Origin of the sequence: Bacillus sp. JJ1562, assembly GCF_036962705.1 — a bacterium.
In the GTDB taxonomy this organism is placed as follows: Bacteria; Bacillota; Bacilli; order Bacillales; family Bacillaceae_L; genus Ferdinandcohnia.
The window spans coordinates 28,990-51,639 of sequence record NZ_JBALOQ010000024.1; the positions used below are offsets into that span (position 1 = coordinate 28,990).

Consider the following 22,650-nt stretch of genomic DNA (forward strand, 5'->3'; position numbering starts at 1 on the left):
AATAAGGAATCCAACAAAAAAGGTGGTTAATCCTTCTAAGATTAACGCACCACGTTTAAGCAAGAAACTCTTATATAATTAGTACTTACCAATGTAATTGCATAAGGAAAGAGAGTATATCTTTATTAATAAATTTCTGGTCACTTCCTAATGTCATCAAATGTGTAGAATTAGGATAGCTGTGAATTGATTTGTCATTTGTACTTACTCTATCATGAATATAAATTGCACTTTCTTTATACAAAGACTCGTCTAACTCCCCATACATAATCCTTATGGGTTGATTAATTCTTTCTATACCTTCCATGGTCGTATCAATGTGATTTTTAAAATTGATTAAACATGGAGACTTTTCTAATTGGTCCAATTCAATGGATATTTCTTTTTCGTCTTTTCCTTCAAATTGCTTAAAGGCTCTTGCATATTTTAATAGTCGACCTTTTAATGAACTAATTTCTCTTTTGTATGGTACAGACATGGTTACGATGCCATTAACTTTGAATGTTTGTCCTATGTTTAATGCAAAAATCCCGCCCAAAGAAATACCGATAACCGCTATTTGCGCATAACCTTCTTTAATCAAGAAATGGTATCCTTCTTCTACACTCCTCCACCATTCCTTTGGATTGGTGGAAACTAATTGTTCAGGAGATAAACCATGACCTTCATAAACAGGGGCATAACATGAAAAACCATTCATGTGTAAGAATTTCCCTAGTTCTTTTACATCACGAGTATTGCTTGTAAAAGAATGTAATAATAGTACCGCTTTATCTCCTCCTTTTAGAAAGAAAGGCTTGGGTTTAACTAGCTTCATCATTGTCTTTTCACATCCAAAATTTCGTGTTTATATTCTTTGATACTACCAATTATCAAGAATATCTTTGTTAACAGTCCCGTATTAATACTATATACTTAATATATCTTAATCTTATTAATAAATGGAGGTCGATTCTTATGCCATTATCAAATTCAACAATTAATCCAAGTGTTAGATTAGCTACTTCTCCACCACCAACGTTTCTGCTCAAAACTAAGCTTATATTAAAAACAGATTAAGAATCTGCGAAATATAAAAGCTGTTTCGCAGATTCGAAGGAGTAGAAAATGAAATCTAGCATACAGTTTATATTTTCAATGGTGATTTTTGGAACAATTGGTTTAGTTGTCAGATACATTGACTTAACTTCGAGTGAAACAGCATTATTGAGTAGTACCATCGGTTGTATTTTTTTAACCGTTGTATATAGTAGTCAAAGAAAAAACTTCTCTTGGCAAAAGATTAAACAATACGCATTAATTCTTTTTGTTTCGGGGATAGCTTTAGGAGGTAACTGGATTTTCCTTTATGCATCCTATGACTATACGACAATTACAAACGCTACATTGGGGTATTACTTTGCTCCTGTCTTTGTCATGTTGCTTTCTCCTGTCGTTTTAAAGGAAAAGCTAACAGTGAAAAAAGTTGTTTGTATTCTTACTGCCGTCGTTGGTATGGTATTCATTGTAGGAAATGGATTAAGCGCAACTGGAACGAGTGATTTTCTTGGTATTTCTTTTGGGATTATTGCAGCTGCTTTTTATACAGCATTAATGTTATTAAACAAATTCATCAAAGACTTGAATCGACTAGAAGTGACCATTATCCAGTTAGGGGTAACAGCCTTAATTCTATTACCATATGTTTTCCTAACTGAAGGATTAAACCTATTAAGTGTATCTTCATCTTCAATACCATTTATTATCTTTTTAGGGATAGTAAACACCGGTATTGGATTTTGGCTCTTTTTCTCTGGTATGGAACATCTCAAAGGTCAAAGCATAGCCATGTTAAGCTATGTTGACCCCTTTGTAGCTATTCTAATATCAGGATTAATCTTGCAAGAACAATTCACACTTTTACAAGTTATAGGTGGGTTGTTATTATTAGGAGCTACATTTTTTAGTGAAGTATAATATCGTAAAGCTAAAGAATAAAAACTTAGGTACAAAGGGACAGTGTTTTCACTGTCCCTTTTCACTCTACTAAACTGCTGCAATAGTACAATAACCAACAAAAATAAATACCATTAGGATTTTCAAAATAACTCACCAATAAGTGAGAAACCGAGTTTTCGACATGAAACTGATAAACCGAGCCCATCATTATTAATAGCATCTGAAATGGACTTAGATGCTATTATAATACTAATACTAAAAATCACTACTGAAAAAAAATAGTATTAATCCTTTTTTATTACTTAATTTTATCTCCTCTTTTCATCAAAGAATCCTAAACCATCTTCCTCTAAACTGCTTCTTTTGCTTAATAAAGAAGGTGTTAATCCTTTTTGAACCTAACCACAGTTAGTGGTGGAATGGGGATCATCTACATTAGATAACTTCGAGCCACTTAATTATTACTTCTCTAAGTTTTTCTGCTTTAGCTTTAACCTCACTCTTATCAGTAAATTTCATAATAGCTCTGTCATTTGCTTTCCATTCTATTATGCCATTAGTATCTACAATTAGAGGTTCATTTGTCTTTCGGTCCTTTACCTTAGCACCACAATGAAATACGAGTTGAATAAGTCCTTTTCCATGAAGATTAAATGTAATACGGTCTTCACCTTCAAAACAAAAGCTAGGTGAGTTCCATTTTATATGTTCAGTAATTTTAGCATCAGTGCTTAGAATAATTTTTCGAATCTCTTCTATTTCTTCTTTAAGTGAGTGTTCAAGGTTGTTCATAAATTCTGCTACTTGTTCAGGATCAGACAACTTCTTACTTTTACTTCATTTTTATTTGTTGTCATTATAACTTAATCACTCCTTAAATCTTCATTGTTCTCATTCTAGATTTTCCTAAACTCCAGCAAAATATGGTAATTCTGTTCAACTCCCGAAAATTTTAATAAAGATGTAATTCTCCTCTTTGTATTAATGCAGCAGACCAATTAGGCTTTCATTCACTTCTTTCAATTTCGAAATCATTTATAATTATCATTATTATATTATAGGATTCTTCCGCTATTTCTTTGTTAGACTCCTTACAATAATCATAAGTTATTAAAGCCTTCCATAAAGCCCAACCCCTTGCTCGATTCCAAGTTTCTTCGTCCATATTTAATGCTTTCTTAAATACATTTCTACTTTGATAATCAAAGAAAGTCCATGCCATTGCAGCATCACATGAAGGATCTCCTACACCCAATATTCCAAAATCAATAACTGCACAAAGTTCCCCATTTTTAACAAGAATATTTCCGGGTGCTATATCACCATGAACCCAAACTGGTTCTCTATCCCATTTCGAAGCTAACGCAAGTTCCCAAATTTTTTTTAATACGTGAACATTAAAAATATCTGTATTGTTGTTCATTGCATTCCTACACTCTTCGTCGTATATAACAATATCTCCGCCTCTATAAAAATTGTGTTTCCCTGCCAATGGTCCTCCACTTGCATCAACTGTTTGTAATTCAACCAAAAATCCACCTAAATCATTTGCAAATTGATTTAAATCATTTATATTTTCTAGGCTCAACGTCTCTCCATCCAACCACTTGTTTATAGACCAAGGGTAAGGGTATATCTCATTCGGTTTTCCTTTTGCTACTGGCATAGAAATAGGCAAGGAAAGATGCTCAGCTAATATTGGTAGCCATTTCTGTTCTTTTTCAACTTGTGGTGCATATGCTATATCGCTGGGTAATCTAACACTCATATGATTGCCTAAGTGATAAGTTCGGTTATCATTTCCGCTCTTTTTCACGGGTTTGATATTCAAGCTAGACCACTCAGGAAATTGTTCTTTTATTAATTTCGAAACCAGATCCACGTCTATTTTTATCAATTAATTTCACCTTTCAAACCATATTTCTTTTACTTACATTATGTTTGGTAGATGGATTGTTGATATATAAAACTATCTTATTTAAAGTGAGCACCCTCTTTTTTATAAAGAAATTAATTTGATAAAATCTTCAACATCTTTGACACATAATTTTATTCCCTTTTCCCAAAAATCCACTGAAGTTATATCTTCTCCTAAATGCTTCATAACTAAATCTTCTACGGACATGCTACCAGAGTCACGAAGCAATTCCATGTAATCTCTTTCAATTCCTTTCCCTTTTTCTTTTGATTTTGCATATAGAGTAAGGGATAATAAGTACCCGAAAGTATATTGAAAGTTATAAAATGGCGATTTTGTAAGGTAATAATGTGGTGTCCAAACCCACGAATATAAAGAAGCATTATCAAGCGATCCGTCATAAGCTACATCTATGGCTTCTTGCATAAGATCGTTTAAACGTGTTGACGAAACCATTCCCATTTTACGCTCTTCATAAAATTTCTTTTCAAACAGAAACCTAGAGTGAATATTCATGAAATTCATGACGCTACGTTTTAATTTTTCATCAAGTAAAAACAATTTTTCTTCAGTAGATTCCGCTGCTTTTATAGCTGCATCTAATACGATTAGTTCAGAAAATGTTGAAGCAGTTTCTGCAATACTCAATGGATATTGTCTATTCAAACCATCAACGGGCTTCATCGCATAATTATGAAAAGCATGACCTAATTCGTGTGCTAAGGTTAACAGACTTGTAATTCTATCTCCATATGTCATAAAAATCCTTGATTCTCCAGCAAGAGGAAAACTTGCACAAAATGCTACAGCTGATTTATTTGAGCGGTCTTCAGCCTCGATCCAACCATTATCAAATGCCTGTCGGGCAAAGCTTTCCATCTCATTTCCAAAATGACTAAAATGCTTCAAAATAAAGTCTACAGCACATTCATATTCTATCTTTTGATTACTTGTTCCTATAGGTGCCCAAAAGTTATACGACTGCATTTTTTTATCGCCATACATTTTTGCTTTTTCATTTAGATATGTAATAAAAGGTTTTTTAAATTTACTTACCGCTGTCCACATTGCATTTAATGTTTCCTCATTCAAACGGTTCTCCATTAAAGGTTCTTCTAAGACATTATCAATGCCTCTTTTTTTGTAAACTTGTAATCGAAAACCTGCAATATGATTTAATATTTGTGCAAACAGTTCCTCTTTTTCTTCCCAGATAGCTTCTAGAGCATCATGAGCTGTTTTTCGAATGTCCTTGTTTGGGTGAGAACGCAAATTAATGGTTTGACCAACTGATAATTCTTTGGGTTCTTCTTCAATCTGGATCGTAACCTTTATACTAGCTAAAAGTGATTGATAAAACTGCCCCCAAGCATGGTAACCATCTACCATCAAATCTGAGATTAACCTTTCTTCATCCTCAGAAAGAAACATTTCTGCTTCTTTACGCCATTCATTTAGTATAAATTTATAGTTATTTAAAGTATTAGTTTCTAAGATTTCTTCCCACTTGTTTTGACTTATGTTCAATGAATCATTTTGCAATTTTTTAATAACTGACTCAAAGCGAGCATTTATTGAAGATGTAACCCCGCTTACGTTCATAGCTTTTTGATCTTTCGGGTTTTGTGCAAGAAGACAAGTAACATAAGAATTGACCTCAGATAGGTTTGTCCGAATGACTGCTATTTGCTTGATTATTGATTCGACTCTATGTAATGCATTTATATCCAATAGGTGATTAAAAGAATGTAATGTTTCTTCTAATTCACCTACCATAATTCCAAGTTGTTTTATATGATTATTAAGTTGGGTTGAATTTCTGCCATGTTGGAATAATTTATCTAGATTCCAGACTTTTGAATATTTTGTTTTATTCATTTTTTACCCCCTTTTGTATTAATTATCAGCATTACCGAACGTACATTCCTATCGTAACACATTATGAAAAGTTAGGAGGATTATTTTCTAGGAATCGATAAAAACTATTAAATAAGTTGCACGTTATACACACTAATTTGAGCTTTAACTAAACTGTAACGTTAGCGGAACTAGAAAAAGGAACCGCATCCGCATCTACAACTCCTTGTTTCGCTCAAGCACCTATTAGCTGAATAAACTTTTTGTTCAGCCTGTAATCTTCTCTAATAAATCATCGAGTGTTCCATAACATTTTTCTATGACGGGTAAATGATAAAACGTACTTGTTGTTTCAATTTTGTCTATTGCACCATCTGGTGAATAAAGATAAATTTTTTTCCCTTGACCTATTGCAATACCTAATTCAATATGAGTACCTTTTCCTCCTGGTAATAAGATAACTACCAAATCCGATTCCATTACTGCATTTTTTTCTTTTTGACCTATCTCAATTAAATCCTCAAATGTAGAAGTCTGCTCTTCTCTTGCCTTTGCATTTTTTGTCCAATCATAAGTGTGAACGTATCCTTTGGTTAGTAATTGGTTAGTAACGTAATGAACTGCGTCAATATTTCTAAAACTCGATGCCACATAAAATTTCTTCAAAATTGTCCTAATCCCCTTTTCTTAAATTAAACTGCAACGTTCAATAGCTTTAACTATGCGAACTTAACACTTACTAAAAGCAAAACCCTTTTTTTCTGTCTAAACAATATCTAGTGATTATGCCTTCTAAAGGGGGCGAACAAAAGAATTATCCTATCTACTTTTTCAATTATTTCATGGGATATTTATTCCTTAATTCTCGATAGCTGATAGTTCTAAAGTTCGAGTTTCCATATACCCATTGTTCATTTCGTCATCTTCATAAACGTGTACTTCATATGTTAGTAGATTACCTTCTATTGAAAAACCAGCTACTTCTTCCTTATCAGGAAGTTCCAGAATTGGAGTGAGCTCAAGTGTTGTTAAATTTAGGTGATAGAGATCACCTCCACGCGTTACCGTACCATGAACAAGCCCAATCGTCGTAAAAACTGAATCATTGTCATACCATGCAATTTCCTTAGCTGTCCATTGAAGACCATGATTAAAATCAATATTCTCGATCGTATTACTGGTTAGCTCTTTCAATACAATTGTTCCATTCGCTTCAAAATCTCCAAGCCCTTCAATCATCACTTGTTTTTCACCATTCGGCGACAGAATCCATGCATTGGGATCATCAGGTTCCTTTTCACGTTGAACTCGCTTAAATTCATACGGAACTTCAATTACAGCAATAAAATTTGCTTCTTTAGTTGGCCATTTGGCCTTGATATTGTAAACATAGCGCCCCATTTCATATGGGATTGAGAAACTGTTTAATTTTAGTGGTACATTCTTATCCCAAAGATAAACCGAGACGCTCGGATCATTGGCAATATGAATAGTAGCTGTTTCGTTTGGGCTTGTTACAATAGAAGGTTGTTGATCAGCATATTCTAACAAAGGTATTCCTTCATATCCTTCTTCATTCAATATCAGTTCATTTTCAGTTTTGCCGATTGTGATTGTCCCTTCATCAATTGTAATTGCCTCTACTTCTTCAATCGATGCTTCTGTTTCTCCCTTTTCCATTCCAAGACAACCCGAAAGTATAAAAGTCATGAGTAGCAAAAACATAATTTTTCTCAACTTTTCACAACCTTAAACATATTTATTTAAAAACAAATTCATCCTTCAACCTGCTTCATTTGTATTAGTCCAACCCTTTTATTTTCTTTAGCACAACTGAACTTCTATCTCGCATACCACATCTCCTTAACATCCTTAATACCATAATTATTCATTCACCATTTACTTAATAGTTAATTAATTTAAGCGCTTCGGCTTCCTTTATACTTTCAATTAACCAAATTGGAGTTTTAGGATGATTAACTATTTCATCTGATGTCATCCAATATACAGCATCTACTTCATCAGAGCTGTTTACAAAAGGATCACCTTCTGCAAACTCACATAGAAATACAATATCAACCACTTCACTTCCATCATCTAAAGTGAATGAGGTATTTCTTACGTAATAAACCTTTTCTTTTACCTTTACTCCAACTTCTTCAAACAGTTCTCTCCGTAATGTTCTTTCTAAAATATTTATTGAATTACCCTCATTTTCAACAGTCCCTCCTATAAGCGAGAGAAGACCACCAGCGTGTCCTTCTTTTGAACTCCGACAGATAATTAACCATTTATCTTTTTTATAAACTGCTCCTTCAACATTAATATAAAACATATTGAAGCCTCCATTAGTTGTTTCCTTCCATAAGTAATAGGAATATCCTTCATCAACAATTCTGCTTACGTTAGTTTAAAACTTCAACAATAAGGTGCGTAATCCTTCTAGGAACAACGCACTTTTTTGTTTAAACTGATTTAATAAGTTATCCCTTTATTAGAGAACACATCTATTTCATATTTTGTTAAATCCTCTTTAGATAAGTTATCTTCTAAGTATTTCTATCCAAATTTGCTGGAAGTTCCCTACTTGTACTTCGATTCCCTAATTATGTATTTATTTAGGAATTACTGGAACCCAAAGTTCGTTTCTAGGTTTATGCTTTGGTGGATAATAACACTCAATACAAGGTATATCAGCAAGTTCATATCCAGAAGTTGGCACCCATTCAGTGTATAATCGCTTCCAAGAATTCACTATTCCAGGAAAAACAGCCCAGGTACTGTGAGTAATAGAGAGCGTTTCCATATCACTTGGGACTTCTCCATTATATCTGACGCCCATAAAGTATGTAAATTCTTCATCCATTATCGCGGCCACTTTTCCACAAACGCCCAAAAGACTTTCAAGTGTGCATTTTGGTTCCTCCCAGGACATATCAATCAATTGTTGCATAAATCCATCTTTTTTGGCACTACTCCAAAGCGTAGGAATTGTTTTAAAGGCTCTACTTGTTTTGACTACCTTACCTTTTCCTATAACTTTTAAATCAAAATCAAGATTCTCAATCCGATATTCCATTCCGGTATCCCCTTTTATCGAAATTTGAAAAGAAATTCTTGGAAAGGCTTTAGTGTACCCCTTGATTACGAGCTTCCGTAGGATTAAAATACTCTTGCTAAAAGCCGTATAGACACACATTTCTTCAACACTTTTACACCTTAATAACTTCAACAAAAATAAGCGTAAATCCTTCTTGGACTATCGCACCAGGTGAGTTAGCATAACTTTCCTTAAATCCACTCTTTTCTATGTTCGCGAATGAATTTAATATCGTTTTGATAATGTTCTAGGTGTCCCTCATCTATCATTTTTTGAAAAGCACTATCACCTTCACTTGCCTTTCTTTGCATGTATTTACATAATCCTTCTAATCGCAGCAATACCATCTCTAAATCTACTTCCATTCCCTTACCATAGGATTCAAAAAACAATTTAACCCTTTGTTTTATACATTCGGCATGTTGTAGTGGATCATAATACAGTGCCTCTCCCGTTTCAGTATGATACACCCTACTTAAGGGGACGCAAGTGTAAAGAGTATAAGCTATGTCCCAAAGTCTTGGACCAGGTGCAGCTACATCAAAATCAATAATACCTATTGGCTTTTCTTGATTAAAAATAATGTTATATATTGCAAAATCATTGTGGCATACAACCTCAATTTTATTTGGAGTATTATCCATTGGTTTCCATTCGTCTGTTAACGGAAAATCACTCACTGCATCATGGTACAGACGAAGCATTTTCGCTATTTCTATTAAGACATCATTAGACCACATATATTCTTTTAAAGGATAATTACCGGCTTCCCCTTTAAAAAAGGATAATATTTCTCTTCCTTTCTCATCAATACCTAAAAAATTTGGAGCATAACTGAAACCTTTGTTCTCCAAATGCTTTAATAGCTTATGAATTTTGAAACTTTCAGGCTTTAATTCCCGTCGAACAGTATCTCCCGAACGAAAAACGTTAGAGACATTCCCTCCTGTTAGCATTTCTTCGTTTTCATGGCTTAACATCTAGATATTCCCCCCTCCCTAATATGACTTTCTATAAACCATACAACAATTCCTATTTAAATTCTGCTTCCTTAGTGCAGAAGGAATCCACTTTTTGCAACTAGTGATCTTAAACTCTAGTACCTGTAATTTCATTTGTTGTCCTTCAAAAAATCCTTCAAAAGCGCTTCTTACTTCATTTTCCCCTTCTCTTTTGCCTTATATATCGGCCATCGGAGTCTCCATTTGCAATAACTGTCTAGTTAAACTATTTTGCTCAGTTAATACAATTACTTCTATAAAAAAGGGCATTAATCCTCCTTGGATCAACGCCAGCATTACCTCAATATAAAAGGTTAAGGATAGTTGATTTATTATGACTTCTTTCATATGTTGAAATCCATTCTTTTTATAAAAATTAACCGCTGGAGTAATGTGGTCAGGTCGCACCCGTTAGCTTCTCTAAAATGGCTTAACGACCATAAGCACCAATATGGCAATCATTAGCAGCTGTGCCGCCGTCTCGATTGGCACGATTTTTTTCATCAATAGTCCGATCTCGGTGGGTATTTCATTATCCTGTTCTTGACCTTCAGATACAATTGTTTTGATCTTTTTCATACGCGGTTCAATCAATCCGTCAATCATGACGACCATGAGCAGCGATAAAAGGATGGATACATTCAGCCACATTTGGGATAACCCCATCTTGGTTATGATCATAAGGCAAACCCCGGTAATAATTAGTACGGCTCCGCCAATTTTAGGTATTATGGTAAGCTTGGTCATTATACCAATTGCAAAGCGTAGCTGACCGACGGTTCTAGAGGATTTTCGAATGATGGGCATCACGAAAGCGGGACCAATTATGGCGATTGAAGCAAATATATGCATGACGAGCAGTAATCCAAACAAACCGATTATCTCCCTTCTCCTAAGTCCACCAGAATATCGCTTTGATAAGCTAGACCAACCCTTTTTCTTTTAAACGCTCCTCCGAGCTCCATATGGTCCAGCATACATTTCGCGACATCATCATAAGCAACAACTAGCTCTTGAAGTCGGCTGAACAAGTGACGAGCTATATCTGCCTCGGAATATTCCTTGATCATCTCCGGAATCGGAATGGGCAAGGTTTCCGTTGTTACATGCAGATGAACCGGATTTGAATGCTCTATCGAATTAATCATTGTTCCCGGACACATAATGGACCAATCGAGTTGAGTCTGTTGTAGCCGTTCGAAATTCCGGTTGTGATTTTTATACTCAGGCGGGAAGCCAGGTAAATTGTTGCCGATAAGATTGGTATATGGAATACCCAGCAGTCCGGCTCCTCCCATTATCCATACTCGCCCAGAGAAACTAGGTTGAAATTCACATTGGCTTATAATGTTATCGACGATACGAACAAACTCTTCTCCCTGGCCCGCATGGCCGGCTGCAATTAAAGCGGCGTCTTGATGCGCGAGAGCCTTACCGACGCTGAGCGGGTCCATAATATCGGCAACGATCACCTTCACGTGCTGTGCGGAATGCTCACCTAGTTGATCATAAAGTTTCTCAGAATTTCGCACAAATGCGGTCATTTCATGCCCCATTTTTATCCCTTGCGCCAACACTCTTTTTCCTGTATTCCCCGTCGCTCCAAAAACAATAATTTTCATTGTTCTTTCCTCCTCTAAAATAGCTCCTAATATTTTGTTAACCAAAGCTTAGCATCGTTTCAATATTATGTTAAGAACCCACTTTAAAGTAAGGTACTTACTTTAAAGTAAGCATGACAGAAGGATGACTTAATTGTTCAGGCGGAGGTCGGGAGGACAGGAAATTTCTAAAGACAGATTGGCGACAAGCCTACACTATCAGGAGTTTTATTACACAAACCTGAAAATTAATTCATAACAGGAGTGTCGACTGTCGGTAAACAAAAGCTGCCCCGGAATGAATCCCGTGGCAGCTTTTGTTTTTGAGTTGATTGAATTAGTGTACAAGTTCATTGAACCAGCATTATGAGGCTGATTCTTCATATTTCCGCTTATTATGTTCTTCTCCCCAAACACACATGACTTCTACTATAGAAATCAAAGTTTTGCCGTATTCACTAAGGGAATATTCTACTTTTGGAGGGATGGTAGGGTAGATCGTTCTATCGACTATGCCTTCTCGTTCCAAATCTCGGAGATGTTGTGAAAGCATTTTTTGTGAAACATCAGGTATAAGCTTTTCCAGATCGTTGAATCGCTTTTTAGATTCAATCAAATGCCATAAAATCATTGGCTTCCATTTGCCACCTAAAACATGAATGAGTGTCTCAACCGGACATTCACGCTGATGAATCATTGATAAATCATCCCCTTACTTTTAAGTAAGTGCATTATCTAAGTTAACACTTAACAAAATTTTACAAAAGATATACAAACAAGTCAATCATATGAAACTTAAAAGGATAAAATAGGATTGTAGAAGTGGCTTTAGGAACAAATATAGATCTGGATTTTTACGATTGCAGAAATTAGTTGCATGGTAGAAAATCGATGGATGCCCATCTTTTTTTGCTCAGTCAGTACAAGGACATTAATCCTTGTTGGATCAACGCCACGGTTTCTTCACTAAGTAATTTATTATTGCTTTTCAAAAAAGGTTAAGGATAGTTGTTGATTTACTACGACTTCTTTCATAATTTGAAACCCATTCTTTTTATAAAAACGAACTGCTGGAGTATTGTTAGAACCTGTTGCTACTTTTATTGTATCAACCTGGAACTTAGTTTCTATGTAATTTAAAAGTAACTGTGCAATTCCTTTTCTAAAATGGTTTGGGTGTACGATTAACCTATGTATATCAACCACATCATCGTCTACTTTTATAGATATTACTCCGCATAATTCTTCATTTTCATAATATCCAAAGAAAGTTTCTCCGCAATGTTGCAAAGTAGAAACTGTATCCTTTAATGGAGGTATTTCATACGAACCAATTATTTCTGCCTCTACCTTATATGATGGTATTTGAATGTTCAAAACATCTTCAGCGTTTTTTCTATTACGAATGTCAATTATGTTAATCAAGGGAACACCCCCATTAATTATAGCCACCATTTTTCCTGTGGTATTAACATAGTTTTTAGACCAATATTACTTTCAAACCAATCTTTTATTAATGTCTTTTTTCAAGATATTCCGAAGCTGAATGTGACACGTCAATAAGCGACATTGTTGTGTCCTTTGCCTAGTTCAACCTCTTATCATATTTCATTTTTAAATATTCATTATCAACATGACAATGAATTTCACCTGTAATCACATTAGTTTACATTATTACTTTTCATTGTTTTCTTGGAGTATTTTAATCAGTTCTTCAAAATTCTTATTAAATCTGTCTAATTCATAAGTATAAGCCCCATTATCTGTATTGTTTCTTGTTGAATCTCTTATTGCACTCGATATTGTAAATGAAGCAAATAGTATGCATATACTTAAAATAACTATTGCTCCAGTTAAAGTTAATCTCATTTTCTTCTCGTTCAACTTAATTCCTCCTAATTATCAGATAAAATTACTCTTAGTGCATCATTGCACCCCACACACTTCTATTGATTAATTGTACAATCCCTTATCTATAAGATTACTAGTATAGCTAATGAAAAATTTCACCGCTATATAGGATAACAACTGGATACCTTGCACTATCCTCTTCATATTTAAATAAAGTTTTTTAAAGGTTCCGAAGCATGTTTACCTTGCTCTTCTGATGATTTATTTAACCTTTGTTGCTAGTATCACTGAGGCGGTTGGTGTTAAGTAAATTTCTGTTGCTTGCAATCCATTATGATTTAACCAGTATTCTCTAACTTTATCGGGTTTCCCTTTCCATTCTTCTGGAAAGTGCTCTTCAGGAGTAAAATCGTCCATAAATAACATTCCACCGACATTTAATGTCTTGAGTAAGAGCTCTCCTTCAATCGTTTTTGCAGCTGCTGCATCAGCAAAAATAAATTGAAAAGGACCTTTTGTAATCACATCTTTCCAATCGCCACAAATGAATTCCGCTTGGTTATGTTTAATACATTTGGAAACTGCATCAACTTTTTCTTTAGAATGATCCACCGAAATAAATTTTACTGTTGGAGCAATTGATGAAAGTATCCACGAACTCCCAACACCAAAACCAGTTCCAACCTCGAGAATTTTACCTTGTGTGATTTGTCCTACAAGTACTGATAATAACCTTCCGGCTTCATCTGAGCAGGAATATTCAAAACTATTTCTTTTAGCTAATATCTTACTAGCCTGAACTAATTCTGGAATATATGTATTCGACCGATATTCAGTAGACATTCGATTAAACACCTCAATTATGAAATGATCTATATCTAAATTCGTAATCTATTCTTTAAAAACTTCAAACTTAAACCCGGACTGCTAACAATGTCTTCTAAAAAAAAGGAGCTTTTCCTTCTTTAAGGTAAGCACCCAATAGTTTCTATTGCCGTATGTTCGAATCATTCTCACTTTTTATTTTTTCAGATTGCTCCTCTAACCATTTCGCTCTGGCTAACAATCCCCAAAGTCCGAATCCTATCATAACAATTGTAAAAACAAGGTATATCCAATTCATTTTAGAACTCCTTTCTTAGTTATTCTTATCATTTATAACAATTGCTTATAGTAAAACAAGTTTTTGTCTCCATAACTGTTATTCCTCTTCGACAACTATTTCACTCAGCTTTGAATATCATCATTTACCTATATATTCCATAAATAATATAAAATTCCTTCATAAAGATGATATCTCCAATTCTTATTATCTTTAAGATATTGAGTGAGATAGTCTAGGCATATTCATTCACATGCTTAGTCGTATTTTCATTATGAATAGCTATTGCTCAATAAAATGGTTTAAGGATAAAAAATGAGCGCTAACCCTTTTTCAAGGATAGCGCCCATTCACAGAAGGTTATGATTATTATAGTTGCCTTTAGCTCGTTAAACTGACGGCATCATGAGAGTTTAAGAACGATATTTCATGAATTCAATCCACTAAATACTTATAAAACTTTTTATCTACTTGCATCACCGGAAAGTTCTCAGGTAAGTATTTCATACTTATACTTGTAAATCCATTTTTTTCGTAAAATCTATGTGCAGCTAAAAATTGTGGAGTAGTTCCAAGGTACACTTCTTTGATTGCCTTTTCACTCGCCCATTTAATTGCATTATTTAGTAACAGTTTTGCAGTTTTGAATTTCGCTCCTCTGAATTCTTTATCTACAAACAACTTTCTTAATGCAACTTGATAATTTTCTATGTCTAATAGACTAATTGTACCAACTACTTTATCATCGTAAATAGCTACCCAAAAGTTTCCATTACCAGTTTGATAAAATTCTTCAATGTTATACAAATCTGGCTGGTCCTCCTTGGTAATCTGAATATTGTATTCTTCTTGTTGAATATGAAGAATTAAATCTACGACTTGTTCATGGTACTCATTAGAGTATTCTTTAACAATGGGACTGTTGCTCATAAAACTACACCGCCTATATAATAAGTTCGCTTTACTATTTCAGTATAATACAAATTTTTGAATAATCCTCGTTCTTTCACTAAACGATCCGTTCCTTTAGTGAAAGAAGCTTATTGTCTTAAATTGTTTATTAATTGCTCTGTTGTAAGTATTGTGGCAAATTCTTCGTGCAATGTAGCAAGGGAAATATTATGAATAGTTGCTGCATCATAGTATGTATCATCTTGGTCCTTCATACCAAAGGCTGCTGTTGCATCTGAAATCAGGTATGTATCAAAACCTAAATTACCACTCATCCTTGTCGTTGTTGATACACAATGAGGTGTTGTTAAACCAGTAATTACAACTGTTGATACTTTATTTATTTTTAGAACCTCTTCTAAATTTGTACCTATAAAACTACTGTTTACTTTCTTTTTTATTATTACTTCTCTATCAATAGGTTCAACGACTTCTTTTATTGCGAACCCTTCATTTTGGGGATGGAATATTGAATTAGGATTATCGGAAGTATGCTGTATATGTATTACGATCCATCCTTTATTTCTCCAAAGTTGTAGGATCTTACTAATGTTTTCTTCTGCATTAAGGTTATTTCGTTTTCCCCATTTTTTATCATCGAAAGCTTTTTGTACATCGATTATTATTAACGCTTTATTCTTGTCTTCCATAAGATTTCTCCCTAGCTTTTATTTCCTATTACTACATTTTAAGTCCAATTTTTACTTTTGTACAATTCTAGATTCCATAGCGGTAATGCTTCTTCAACTTAAAATGCATCTTTAGTTGAATAGCTTCAACAAAAAAAGTGCATTAAACCTTCTTGGATCAATGCACATGTTCAAGAATACCCATCGTTTTTAAAAAATGGCTGTGTTAAATAACTATGTTGAAATTTTTTTCTTATCTAACTGATTCCGTTTGACATTTACTACTTAGATCCGTTGTAGTACAAACCTATTGCTTAAACACGTTCAAGCTTTTTATATGGTTTGTTAGGCAATTCCACACGGATGGTGTCACCTGGTTTTACTTCTCCACTCTGTAATATAACTCCCATTATTCCAGCTTTTCTTATTAGATTTCCATCTGAATCCTTATCCAGAACCTGTTTTAATAGACCCGGTTTAAAATGTTCAATTTGAGCACAAGGATTTCGTAACCCTGTTACTTTAATAATTGCAGACTCACCAATAAATAGTATCGTATCAGCTGGTAAGTCTAGAAGATTTATTCCGACAGTTGTAATATTTTCACCCAATTGTCCTGGTTTTATATTAAAACGGTCTGCTAACTCTTCGAATAACTCTTTTTGAATTAAATGCACTTGTCTTAGGTTCGGTTGGTTTGGATTTTGTGCCACTCTCGATCGATGTTTAACCGTTGAACCAAAGTGTGCATCGCCTTCGACCCCTAATCCCTTCACTAATTTAATAAAATCTTGATTTTCTTTACTAAACTTATGCTTCTCACTTAAACTAACCGCTATGACTTTTCCTAAAATTGAACTTTCTTTTTTTTCATCAAACATTCAATCATCACAGCCTTCCATTTTTAAACTACCTGTTTGTTCATATTCAATAAAGGTTCAATTATTCCTTCGAACAAGAAAAAAGCTGCCCCGATGGCAGCTATGATCATAAACTTTTGTAACCTTATTGCTTAAAATAAGAATGGAATTTTTATCATATACGAGCTTTTCTACTTACTTTACAAACCATTCGCATCAACATATTGTGTGCTGACGGGAATATTGTAAAGATGACATCCATTGTTTTACGCATCGGCATTGGACAGATTACAGGTTTATTTTTATGAACTCCTTCTAAAGTGATTTTGGCAAGTTGTTGTGGGGAAATCATCTTTTGTTTTTTCAATTGTTGTGTAATGATAGATTTATTGATATTAATTGCTTTCGCTACATCAAAAATAGGTGTGTCAACAAAAGTTGGACAAAGTGTACTTACTTTAATGCTAAATTCCTCAGCTTCATAATGAAGAGATGTGGTTAAGCCAACAACAGCATGTTTCGTTGCCGAGTAGGCTGAAGATACGGGAGAAGGTCCAAGCCCTGCTGCTGAAGCTGTATTTATTAAATGCCCGAATCCCTGTTCTTTCATTATTTTATATCCAATTTGTGTCCCATTAATGACTCCCCACAAATTAATGTTCACAATTTCTTCCCAGTCTTCTATCGACATATCATATAATTCTCCGTACATGGCAATACCAGCATTGTTAAACAGATAATCTAACCGACCAAATTCTTTATATATATCTGTGATTACAATTTCAACACTTTTGAATTCAATTACATTTAAATAGACGAATTTAGAATTTATTCCTCTTTTATTAAGTTCAGCTTCAACAATCTTACCCTCATTCTCATTAATATCTGCAATAACTACAAAAACATTGTTACATACTAATTCATTGCAAATTGCTCGACCTATCCCTGATGCACCACCCGTTACAATAGCAACCTTCCTATCCTCTTCCACTAATAATTCCCCCCAATGAATGAAATAAATATGAAGCTATTAATTTCTACTGTATAGCATCATTTTTATCGAATAATAGTTGAGTTATCATCGATGCATATTCATCCGCCACAATCTCAGCTCCTGTACTATTTAAATGAATGCCATCTAATGTGAAATAAAGTCCTCGCTTTTTTGATAGCTGATCAATTCGATTTGGATTCTTATAAAACAAGACATCAACCATAACTCTCATCACTTTTGTGCTAATGTAATCCGAACTAGTTACAGTGGCAAGATTTTTTTCAAATACAGATTGCAAATCTAGAAAGCTAACATTTGGATATTTACTAGAAATTGAGTGAATGATTGTAGATAATTCTTTAAGTTCTTTATTTGATACATTTGTTATTTTTTCACCCACTAATGCTGGAGAAACTGTAACAACATGTTTGGATGAAGCTAGAACAATTTCTAGAACTTTTTGGTAATAATCTCTAAACTCTTTATGGTCTTTTGAAACAGGCTGCGCTTGAACATTTAGCAATTTGGAATATACATCATTTACTCCAATCCAAAGGAAAGTAACGTCATAATTTGTGTCAATTTGTGATTTAGTTAATCGTGTATATAAACTCTTTACTGATTCACCTGGTTTTCCAAGATTATCGAATGGGACGGTTGTAATCTTTTCTTGTAGGATTTTCACGAAAGATACACCTGGTCGTCCTTCAGTTAAACTGTCACCAATTAATCCGATTTTCAAATTAATTTCCCCCTTTTTTTATTGACCCTAAAAAAATTGTAATTGCTTGTTTAAAAAGAGGCTCAAGTGCACTCAAATCTTGAGTGTTCGTGAGCTGGCATAAGCCACCAAGCCACGTTCCTAGTAATACCGTCCATTCGTCCACATCCCCAGCTTCAAATTCCCCCATATCTACCCCTTCCTGTAAAATAGCACGGTAAGAACTCATTGGAATAACAGCTAAATTGTATAATTCTTTTACTGATTCTGGGCTTGATTTAGGACTGGCTGCCAATTCCTGACCTGATTTTAATAGAGGAGTTTGGTAATTGTAGAGAACATGTATTGCCATTCCATACAATTTTTCCGTTGCGGATGCGTAAGTAGATTCTTTCTTCAGCCACTTTTCATGCCATTCTTGCATTGTTTTTTTAGCCAAAATGACAAAAAGCATTTCTTTGTTTTGAAAATGATAATAAATATGCCCTTTACTGAAACCAGAAGCTTTCGATATATCTCCAACTGATGTTTGATTATAGCCCTTCTGTGAAAATAACAATAATGCCTTTTCCATGATTTCCTTTTTCACATACTCGCTGTCATAACGTCTTTTATTCAAATAATTACACCTTCTTAAAATTGAACAATCGTTCTAATTATTATATAGAATTATCAAAAAGAATTGAACGACTGTTCTAATTTAATATTAAATTATTCACACTTATTTGTAAATTGACACAATTGAACATTTTGTGAAACATTTTTTAAAAAATAACCATGATGCAAAACCAAGTTAGTCCCCAAGACTTGTTGGAACGTGCGAACTGAATGAGGTAAAAGATAACCCAAATTTCAAACGAAGCCCCAATTGCAAACCAACTCTAGAAACCTACTCCACCTTCGCTCAACCCTGCTCCGAATAAGGCTCAGAGATCAAATGACAATTTTTAGTATTTTTTTCACAACTCTGCCTCGTCAATATATTCAACAAAAATACGCGATAATCCATTATGGGTACGCTCTTCTGAATACGTTCATCCTTGGTCAAGTAGTTGTATTCGTTCGGAGCGACGGATTCGTCTAGTGAGCATGAGAGTCAATGAAAAAAGGAGATGCGTATTAGTAAACTAATTGCATCTCCAAAAATGTTGCTATTTATCTTTTTCTCACTCTCAAACGAACCCATTTCTCTTAAGTTCAATGGGTTCTCTTTGATACTTTTTACTTAAATAAATCACCTTGGACATCCGAAACTACAATATCACCTGATTTAATTTTTTCATATACCTCTTTAACCTTAGTAATTGTATCATCACTTAGGTTAGGGTTTTCCTCAGGGATACCAACACCATCGTTTTCAACGCTGTATGTGAGAGTTTCCCCGCCAGGGAATTCTCCATCTAGCTCTTGTTTAATTAAATCTTTAGTTGCGTTAGCTAAATTCTTCATAGCTGATGTCAGAATTACAGACTTACCATCTTCATATTCACCGTCTGCATATTGATCGACATCAACACCAACGATCCAAACATCTTCACCCTTTGAAACTCGTGTTTTGGCTTCGTTGATCGCACCAACACCAACACCACCAGCTGCAGCGAAAATTACATTAATTCCCTTATTATACATTTGAGCAGCAATTTGCTGTCCAGCAGCAACGTCATCAAACGAACCTTGATAAATAACATTCTCCGCTTTAATAGTTATATTTGTACCTAAATTTTCATTAGCGTACTTAAGACCTTGTTGGAATCCCCAATTAAACTTCTGAACAGCAGGGATTTCCATTCCACCGATAAATCCAGCTTCACCTTCTTTTAATTCTAAGGCTGCAGCAATACCAGCCAGGTATCCAGATTCATGTTCCGCAAAGAAAATAGAAACAGTGTTATCGGCTACTACTGGAGCGAAGTCACCCTTATGTGGATTACCATCTAAAATAACAAATTTAGCATCTTCATATTTTGATTGCGCTTGGAATATTGCTGTTTCGAATTTGAAACCAGGTGTAACAATGAACTTGTAACCTGCATCATATAGGTTTCCAATTTCTTTTAGGTACTCTGCCTCAACTTCACCGGTTGGCTTTAGATATTTTTCTTGAATACCAAGCTCCTCTTTCGCTGCTAGAATACCTTCCCAAGTACCTTGATTGAACGATTTATCATCAATTGTACCCGCGTCCGTAACCATACCAACCTTCAAATCAGACTTTTCAGCATTTCCTCCACTTTTTTCTTTTTCATCTGTACCGCATGCAGCAAGTAAAGTACTCGCAGCAAGTAAAGATGCAAGACCCAAAGCAAATTTCTTTTTTAACATTTCTATACCCCCTAATTTTTAAGTTAACTAGTTGTGTACTTCAAATCTACCTTTTTGGATAACCACCCCCTTTTATTATTTGGCACCCAAGGCTATACTCAACAGTCTGCCACCGATACACGCTTTATTTCTCCTTCTTCAACTGATTTGCTTTGTTGAATAAAGAATTAAAGTTTTATATTAAAAAAACATAACCAAACTGTAAGCGTATAATAAATTCGACAAAAAAAACAAAAATCCTTCTTAAATCTACATATTTTAAAAGTTGTTTTTTATGTGATTTGTTTTTTGGATAAAATGATTTTATGCAAAAAAACAAGCGGAATCATGACTATCCTCCTAGGAACTTTACAGTCTAATATAAACATATTATCCCAAAATATGCCCAAAAAATAAAGACCATCTTTGATGATCTTTGCGAAAAACGAAGTCAATGGGTGATTCTACTCGATTCTACTCTCTATATTTAAAGCAAACTCTAAAAGTGTGATTTGGATTTCCCATTATAAACTTCAAAACTTCTATAAGTATTCATTTTGATAACCCAATACTCACATTACAATATTGTCTTGAGTTTTTGTTTGTTCAATCTTTACTGCTTTGTCCCATGATCTATGTAAATATATTGTTGCGATGGCTGTTACTATTCCTACCACAAGTAAAATCCAGAACGGTATGATATATTGACCTGTAATTTCACGAACAAAGCCAAATATTTCTGGGCCAATTAGGATTCCCGTATTTTCACCGATAATCACAATGGACATTGCGATTCCGATCGTTTCTTTTCTTGTGGCTAACAGTGGAGCTGAAGCAAATACGATTGTGGGAAGAAATCCCCCAACCAGCCCCAAAATTACTGCATTAATATAGTACCACTCTATTGAATTTAGTAGAAACATTGGCCATAAAAGGGCCATTAAAAGCGGAGGTAAGAAAAACAAAATGAGATGATGGTTAAACTTCTTTAACAAAAAGCCAGCATACAAATTACTCGCCACCATAATGATAGCGATTATACTTGGAATGATAGCTGCATCAATTAGTGACATGGATGAGGTTTCTACTAAATAAGTCGAAATCCAAGTATTAAAAGAAAATAACATAAACGTAAATCCTGCAAATGCTGTCGCCGCAGTCCAAACATGACGATTTTTCAATTCTTCCTTTATCGCCTCCTTTGGAAGTCTGGGAACTTCTTCTTTGCTTGTTAGCATTCTTTCTATACGCAAGCCCGGAATGAACTTTCCATATAGAAAAAGACTTAAAAAAAGGATTACAAGTATACTAATCCAATAAACATGTATCGGAAAGCTAGTGACGATTACTGGTGCTAACAAAAACATGATAAAGCTCCCGAGCGGTATCCATGTAGACCAAATTCCCATCGCAATACTCATCATTTTTGGTGTGATAAATTGTCCAATCGCTGACGGAGCAGCAACTGAGACTAGCCCAAACCCCAGCCCTTGAAGAAGACGTGAGAACAATATAAACGCAAAAGAATCCGCAAACAATATACAGACAACCCCACCAAACAAAATTCCAAGGCCCAAAAGACCAATTATGCGCACTCCAAATCGCTGCACAATAAACCCACCAAATACAGCCGACAGCAAAGTCATCAGTGCAAACAACGACATTAACGATGCACTGCCTGTATATGAAACATTATAAGTAGATTGTATCAATGGCAGGACAGGCGGAATCGAAAATTGAACGAAAGTTGCCACAACGCCGGCAATAAAAGCAACCCACAGTATGCCCCAATTAGATTTTTGCATCATTTCCTCCTCAACAGCCAT

24 protein-coding genes and 2 pseudogenes are annotated in these 22,650 nt (G+C 34.6%); 1 reads left to right on the plus strand and 25 read right to left on the minus strand.

Features of this window, described 5'->3' with window-relative positions; all coding sequences use genetic code 11:
- Positions 1 to 85: 85 nt before the first annotated feature.
- Complete coding sequence (locus V7097_RS15880) at positions 86 to 820, minus strand: alpha/beta hydrolase (protein WP_335704610.1); 735 nt, start codon at positions 818 to 820, stop codon at positions 86 to 88.
- A 287-nt stretch (positions 821 to 1,107) separates the two neighbouring features.
- Here V7097_RS15880 and V7097_RS15885 point away from each other — a divergent pair, with 287 nt between their 5' ends.
- Positions 1,108 to 1,956, plus strand: coding sequence for a DMT family transporter (locus V7097_RS15885; protein ID WP_335704611.1), 849 nt, complete (start codon positions 1,108 to 1,110; stop codon positions 1,954 to 1,956).
- A gap of 417 nt (positions 1,957 to 2,373) precedes the next feature.
- On the opposite strand, the gene V7097_RS15890 is transcribed toward V7097_RS15885, so the two are convergent.
- The 24 genes and pseudogenes from V7097_RS15890 to V7097_RS16005 form a co-directional block, all read right to left on the minus strand.
- Entirely contained in the window at positions 2,374 to 2,760 is a 387-nt protein-coding gene (locus tag V7097_RS15890) for a DUF1801 domain-containing protein (RefSeq protein WP_335704612.1), read from the minus strand.
- Between the two features lie 184 nt (positions 2,761 to 2,944).
- On the minus strand, positions 2,945 to 3,835 hold the full coding sequence (locus V7097_RS15895) for an aminoglycoside phosphotransferase family protein (RefSeq protein ID WP_335704613.1): 891 nt from the start codon (positions 3,833 to 3,835) through the stop codon (positions 2,945 to 2,947).
- A gap of 102 nt (positions 3,836 to 3,937) precedes the next feature.
- Positions 3,938 to 5,734 (minus strand): M3 family oligoendopeptidase, encoded by a 1,797-nt coding sequence (locus tag V7097_RS15900; RefSeq protein ID WP_335704614.1) that lies wholly within the window; start codon positions 5,732 to 5,734, stop codon positions 3,938 to 3,940.
- A gap of 246 nt (positions 5,735 to 5,980) precedes the next feature.
- Positions 5,981 to 6,379 (minus strand): nucleoside 2-deoxyribosyltransferase, encoded by a 399-nt coding sequence (locus V7097_RS15905; RefSeq protein WP_335704615.1) that lies wholly within the window; start codon positions 6,377 to 6,379, stop codon positions 5,981 to 5,983.
- Between the two features lie 192 nt (positions 6,380 to 6,571).
- Positions 6,572 to 7,393 (minus strand): DUF4652 domain-containing protein, encoded by an 822-nt coding sequence (locus V7097_RS15910; protein ID WP_335704616.1) that lies wholly within the window; start codon positions 7,391 to 7,393, stop codon positions 6,572 to 6,574.
- 223 nt (positions 7,394 to 7,616) lie between these two features.
- The gene (locus V7097_RS15915) at positions 7,617 to 8,048 is read right to left on the minus strand and encodes an NUDIX hydrolase (protein WP_335704617.1); all 432 of its coding nucleotides are present in this window, start codon (positions 8,046 to 8,048) and stop codon (positions 7,617 to 7,619) included.
- A gap of 279 nt (positions 8,049 to 8,327) precedes the next feature.
- Positions 8,328 to 8,874, minus strand: a pseudogene (locus V7097_RS15920) (GyrI-like domain-containing protein); the annotation flags it as partial.
- Positions 8,875 to 9,004: 130 nt separating this feature from the next.
- Entirely contained in the window at positions 9,005 to 9,793 is a 789-nt protein-coding gene (locus V7097_RS15925) for a phosphotransferase (protein WP_335704618.1), read from the minus strand.
- 441 nt (positions 9,794 to 10,234) lie between these two features.
- Positions 10,235 to 10,693: a DUF2269 family protein gene (locus V7097_RS15930; RefSeq protein ID WP_335704784.1), complete on the minus strand. Its 459-nt coding sequence runs from the start codon at positions 10,691 to 10,693 to the stop codon at positions 10,235 to 10,237.
- Positions 10,693 to 11,436, minus strand: coding sequence for an NAD(P)-dependent oxidoreductase (locus V7097_RS15935; protein WP_335704619.1), 744 nt, complete (start codon positions 11,434 to 11,436; stop codon positions 10,693 to 10,695). The genes V7097_RS15930 and V7097_RS15935 overlap by 1 nt, the downstream gene beginning before the upstream one ends.
- 343 nt (positions 11,437 to 11,779) lie before the next feature.
- Positions 11,780 to 12,112 (minus strand): winged helix-turn-helix transcriptional regulator, encoded by a 333-nt coding sequence (locus V7097_RS15940; RefSeq protein ID WP_335704620.1) that lies wholly within the window; start codon positions 12,110 to 12,112, stop codon positions 11,780 to 11,782.
- Positions 12,113 to 12,393: 281 nt separating this feature from the next.
- A complete protein-coding gene (locus V7097_RS15945) occupies positions 12,394 to 12,840 on the minus strand; it encodes a GNAT family N-acetyltransferase (RefSeq protein ID WP_335704621.1) in 447 nt (148 codons plus the stop codon).
- Between the two features lie 17 nt (positions 12,841 to 12,857).
- Positions 12,858 to 13,072 (minus strand): annotated as a pseudogene (locus V7097_RS15950) (Nif3-like dinuclear metal center hexameric protein); the annotation flags it as partial.
- 17 nt (positions 13,073 to 13,089) lie between these two features.
- Entirely contained in the window at positions 13,090 to 13,299 is a 210-nt protein-coding gene (locus tag V7097_RS15955) for a hypothetical protein (protein ID WP_335704622.1), read from the minus strand.
- A 228-nt stretch (positions 13,300 to 13,527) separates the two neighbouring features.
- A complete protein-coding gene (locus tag V7097_RS15960) occupies positions 13,528 to 14,109 on the minus strand; it encodes an O-methyltransferase (RefSeq protein ID WP_335704623.1) in 582 nt (193 codons plus the stop codon).
- Positions 14,110 to 14,254: 145 nt separating this feature from the next.
- A complete protein-coding gene (locus V7097_RS15965) occupies positions 14,255 to 14,389 on the minus strand; it encodes a hypothetical protein (RefSeq protein WP_335704624.1) in 135 nt (44 codons plus the stop codon).
- A gap of 414 nt (positions 14,390 to 14,803) precedes the next feature.
- Positions 14,804 to 15,298: a GNAT family N-acetyltransferase gene (locus V7097_RS15970; RefSeq protein ID WP_335704625.1), complete on the minus strand. Its 495-nt coding sequence runs from the start codon at positions 15,296 to 15,298 to the stop codon at positions 14,804 to 14,806.
- 110 nt (positions 15,299 to 15,408) lie between these two features.
- Positions 15,409 to 15,969 (minus strand): cysteine hydrolase family protein, encoded by a 561-nt coding sequence (locus V7097_RS15975; RefSeq protein ID WP_335704626.1) that lies wholly within the window; start codon positions 15,967 to 15,969, stop codon positions 15,409 to 15,411.
- Positions 15,970 to 16,262: 293 nt separating this feature from the next.
- Positions 16,263 to 16,829 (minus strand): MOSC domain-containing protein, encoded by a 567-nt coding sequence (locus V7097_RS15980; protein WP_335704627.1) that lies wholly within the window; start codon positions 16,827 to 16,829, stop codon positions 16,263 to 16,265.
- A 154-nt stretch (positions 16,830 to 16,983) separates the two neighbouring features.
- Entirely contained in the window at positions 16,984 to 17,799 is an 816-nt protein-coding gene (locus V7097_RS15985) for an SDR family NAD(P)-dependent oxidoreductase (protein WP_335704628.1), read from the minus strand.
- A gap of 46 nt (positions 17,800 to 17,845) precedes the next feature.
- Positions 17,846 to 18,544 (minus strand): SGNH/GDSL hydrolase family protein, encoded by a 699-nt coding sequence (locus V7097_RS15990; RefSeq protein ID WP_335704629.1) that lies wholly within the window; start codon positions 18,542 to 18,544, stop codon positions 17,846 to 17,848.
- 1 nt (position 18,545) lies between these two features.
- Positions 18,546 to 19,142: a TetR/AcrR family transcriptional regulator gene (locus V7097_RS15995; RefSeq protein ID WP_335704630.1), complete on the minus strand. Its 597-nt coding sequence runs from the start codon at positions 19,140 to 19,142 to the stop codon at positions 18,546 to 18,548.
- Between the two features lie 602 nt (positions 19,143 to 19,744).
- A complete protein-coding gene (locus tag V7097_RS16000; RefSeq protein ID WP_335704631.1) occupies positions 19,745 to 20,845 on the minus strand; it encodes a BMP family lipoprotein in 1,101 nt (366 codons plus the stop codon).
- Positions 20,846 to 21,396: 551 nt separating this feature from the next.
- The gene (locus tag V7097_RS16005; protein WP_335704632.1) at positions 21,397 to 22,629 is read right to left on the minus strand and encodes an MFS transporter; all 1,233 of its coding nucleotides are present in this window, start codon (positions 22,627 to 22,629) and stop codon (positions 21,397 to 21,399) included.
- Positions 22,630 to 22,650: the final 21 nt, after the last annotated feature.

Excerpts from the sequence above, each read along its gene's own strand:
- V7097_RS15880 (WP_335704610.1), bottom strand. The coding sequence starts at position 820 with ATGATGAAGCTAGTTAAACCCAAGCCTTTCTTTCTAAAAGGAGGAGAT.
- V7097_RS15885 (WP_335704611.1), top strand. The coding sequence starts at position 1,108 with ATGAAATCTAGCATACAGTTTATATTTTCAATGGTGATTTTTGGAACA.
- V7097_RS15900 (WP_335704614.1), bottom strand. The coding sequence starts at position 5,734 with ATGAATAAAACAAAATATTCAAAAGTCTGGAATCTAGATAAATTATTC.
- V7097_RS15910 (WP_335704616.1), bottom strand. The coding sequence starts at position 7,393 with ATGGAAAAGGGAGAAACAGAAGCATCGATTGAAGAAGTAGAGGCAATT.
- V7097_RS15915 (WP_335704617.1), bottom strand. The coding sequence starts at position 8,048 with ATGTTTTATATTAATGTTGAAGGAGCAGTTTATAAAAAAGATAAATGG.
- V7097_RS15925 (WP_335704618.1), bottom strand. The coding sequence starts at position 9,793 with ATGTTAAGCCATGAAAACGAAGAAATGCTAACAGGAGGGAATGTCTCT.
- V7097_RS15935 (WP_335704619.1), bottom strand. The coding sequence starts at position 11,436 with ATGAAAATTATTGTTTTTGGAGCGACGGGGAATACAGGAAAAAGAGTG.
- V7097_RS15940 (WP_335704620.1), bottom strand. The coding sequence starts at position 12,112 with ATGATTCATCAGCGTGAATGTCCGGTTGAGACACTCATTCATGTTTTA.
- V7097_RS15960 (WP_335704623.1), bottom strand. The coding sequence starts at position 14,109 with ATGTCTACTGAATATCGGTCGAATACATATATTCCAGAATTAGTTCAG.
- V7097_RS15965 (WP_335704624.1), bottom strand. The coding sequence starts at position 14,389 with ATGAATTGGATATACCTTGTTTTTACAATTGTTATGATAGGATTCGGA.
- V7097_RS15970 (WP_335704625.1), bottom strand. The coding sequence starts at position 15,298 with ATGAGCAACAGTCCCATTGTTAAAGAATACTCTAATGAGTACCATGAA.
- V7097_RS15975 (WP_335704626.1), bottom strand. The coding sequence starts at position 15,969 with ATGGAAGACAAGAATAAAGCGTTAATAATAATCGATGTACAAAAAGCT.
- V7097_RS15980 (WP_335704627.1), bottom strand. The coding sequence starts at position 16,829 with ATGTTTGATGAAAAAAAAGAAAGTTCAATTTTAGGAAAAGTCATAGCG.
- V7097_RS16000 (WP_335704631.1), bottom strand. The coding sequence starts at position 20,845 with ATGTTAAAAAAGAAATTTGCTTTGGGTCTTGCATCTTTACTTGCTGCG.
- V7097_RS16005 (WP_335704632.1), bottom strand. The coding sequence starts at position 22,629 with ATGCAAAAATCTAATTGGGGCATACTGTGGGTTGCTTTTATTGCCGGC.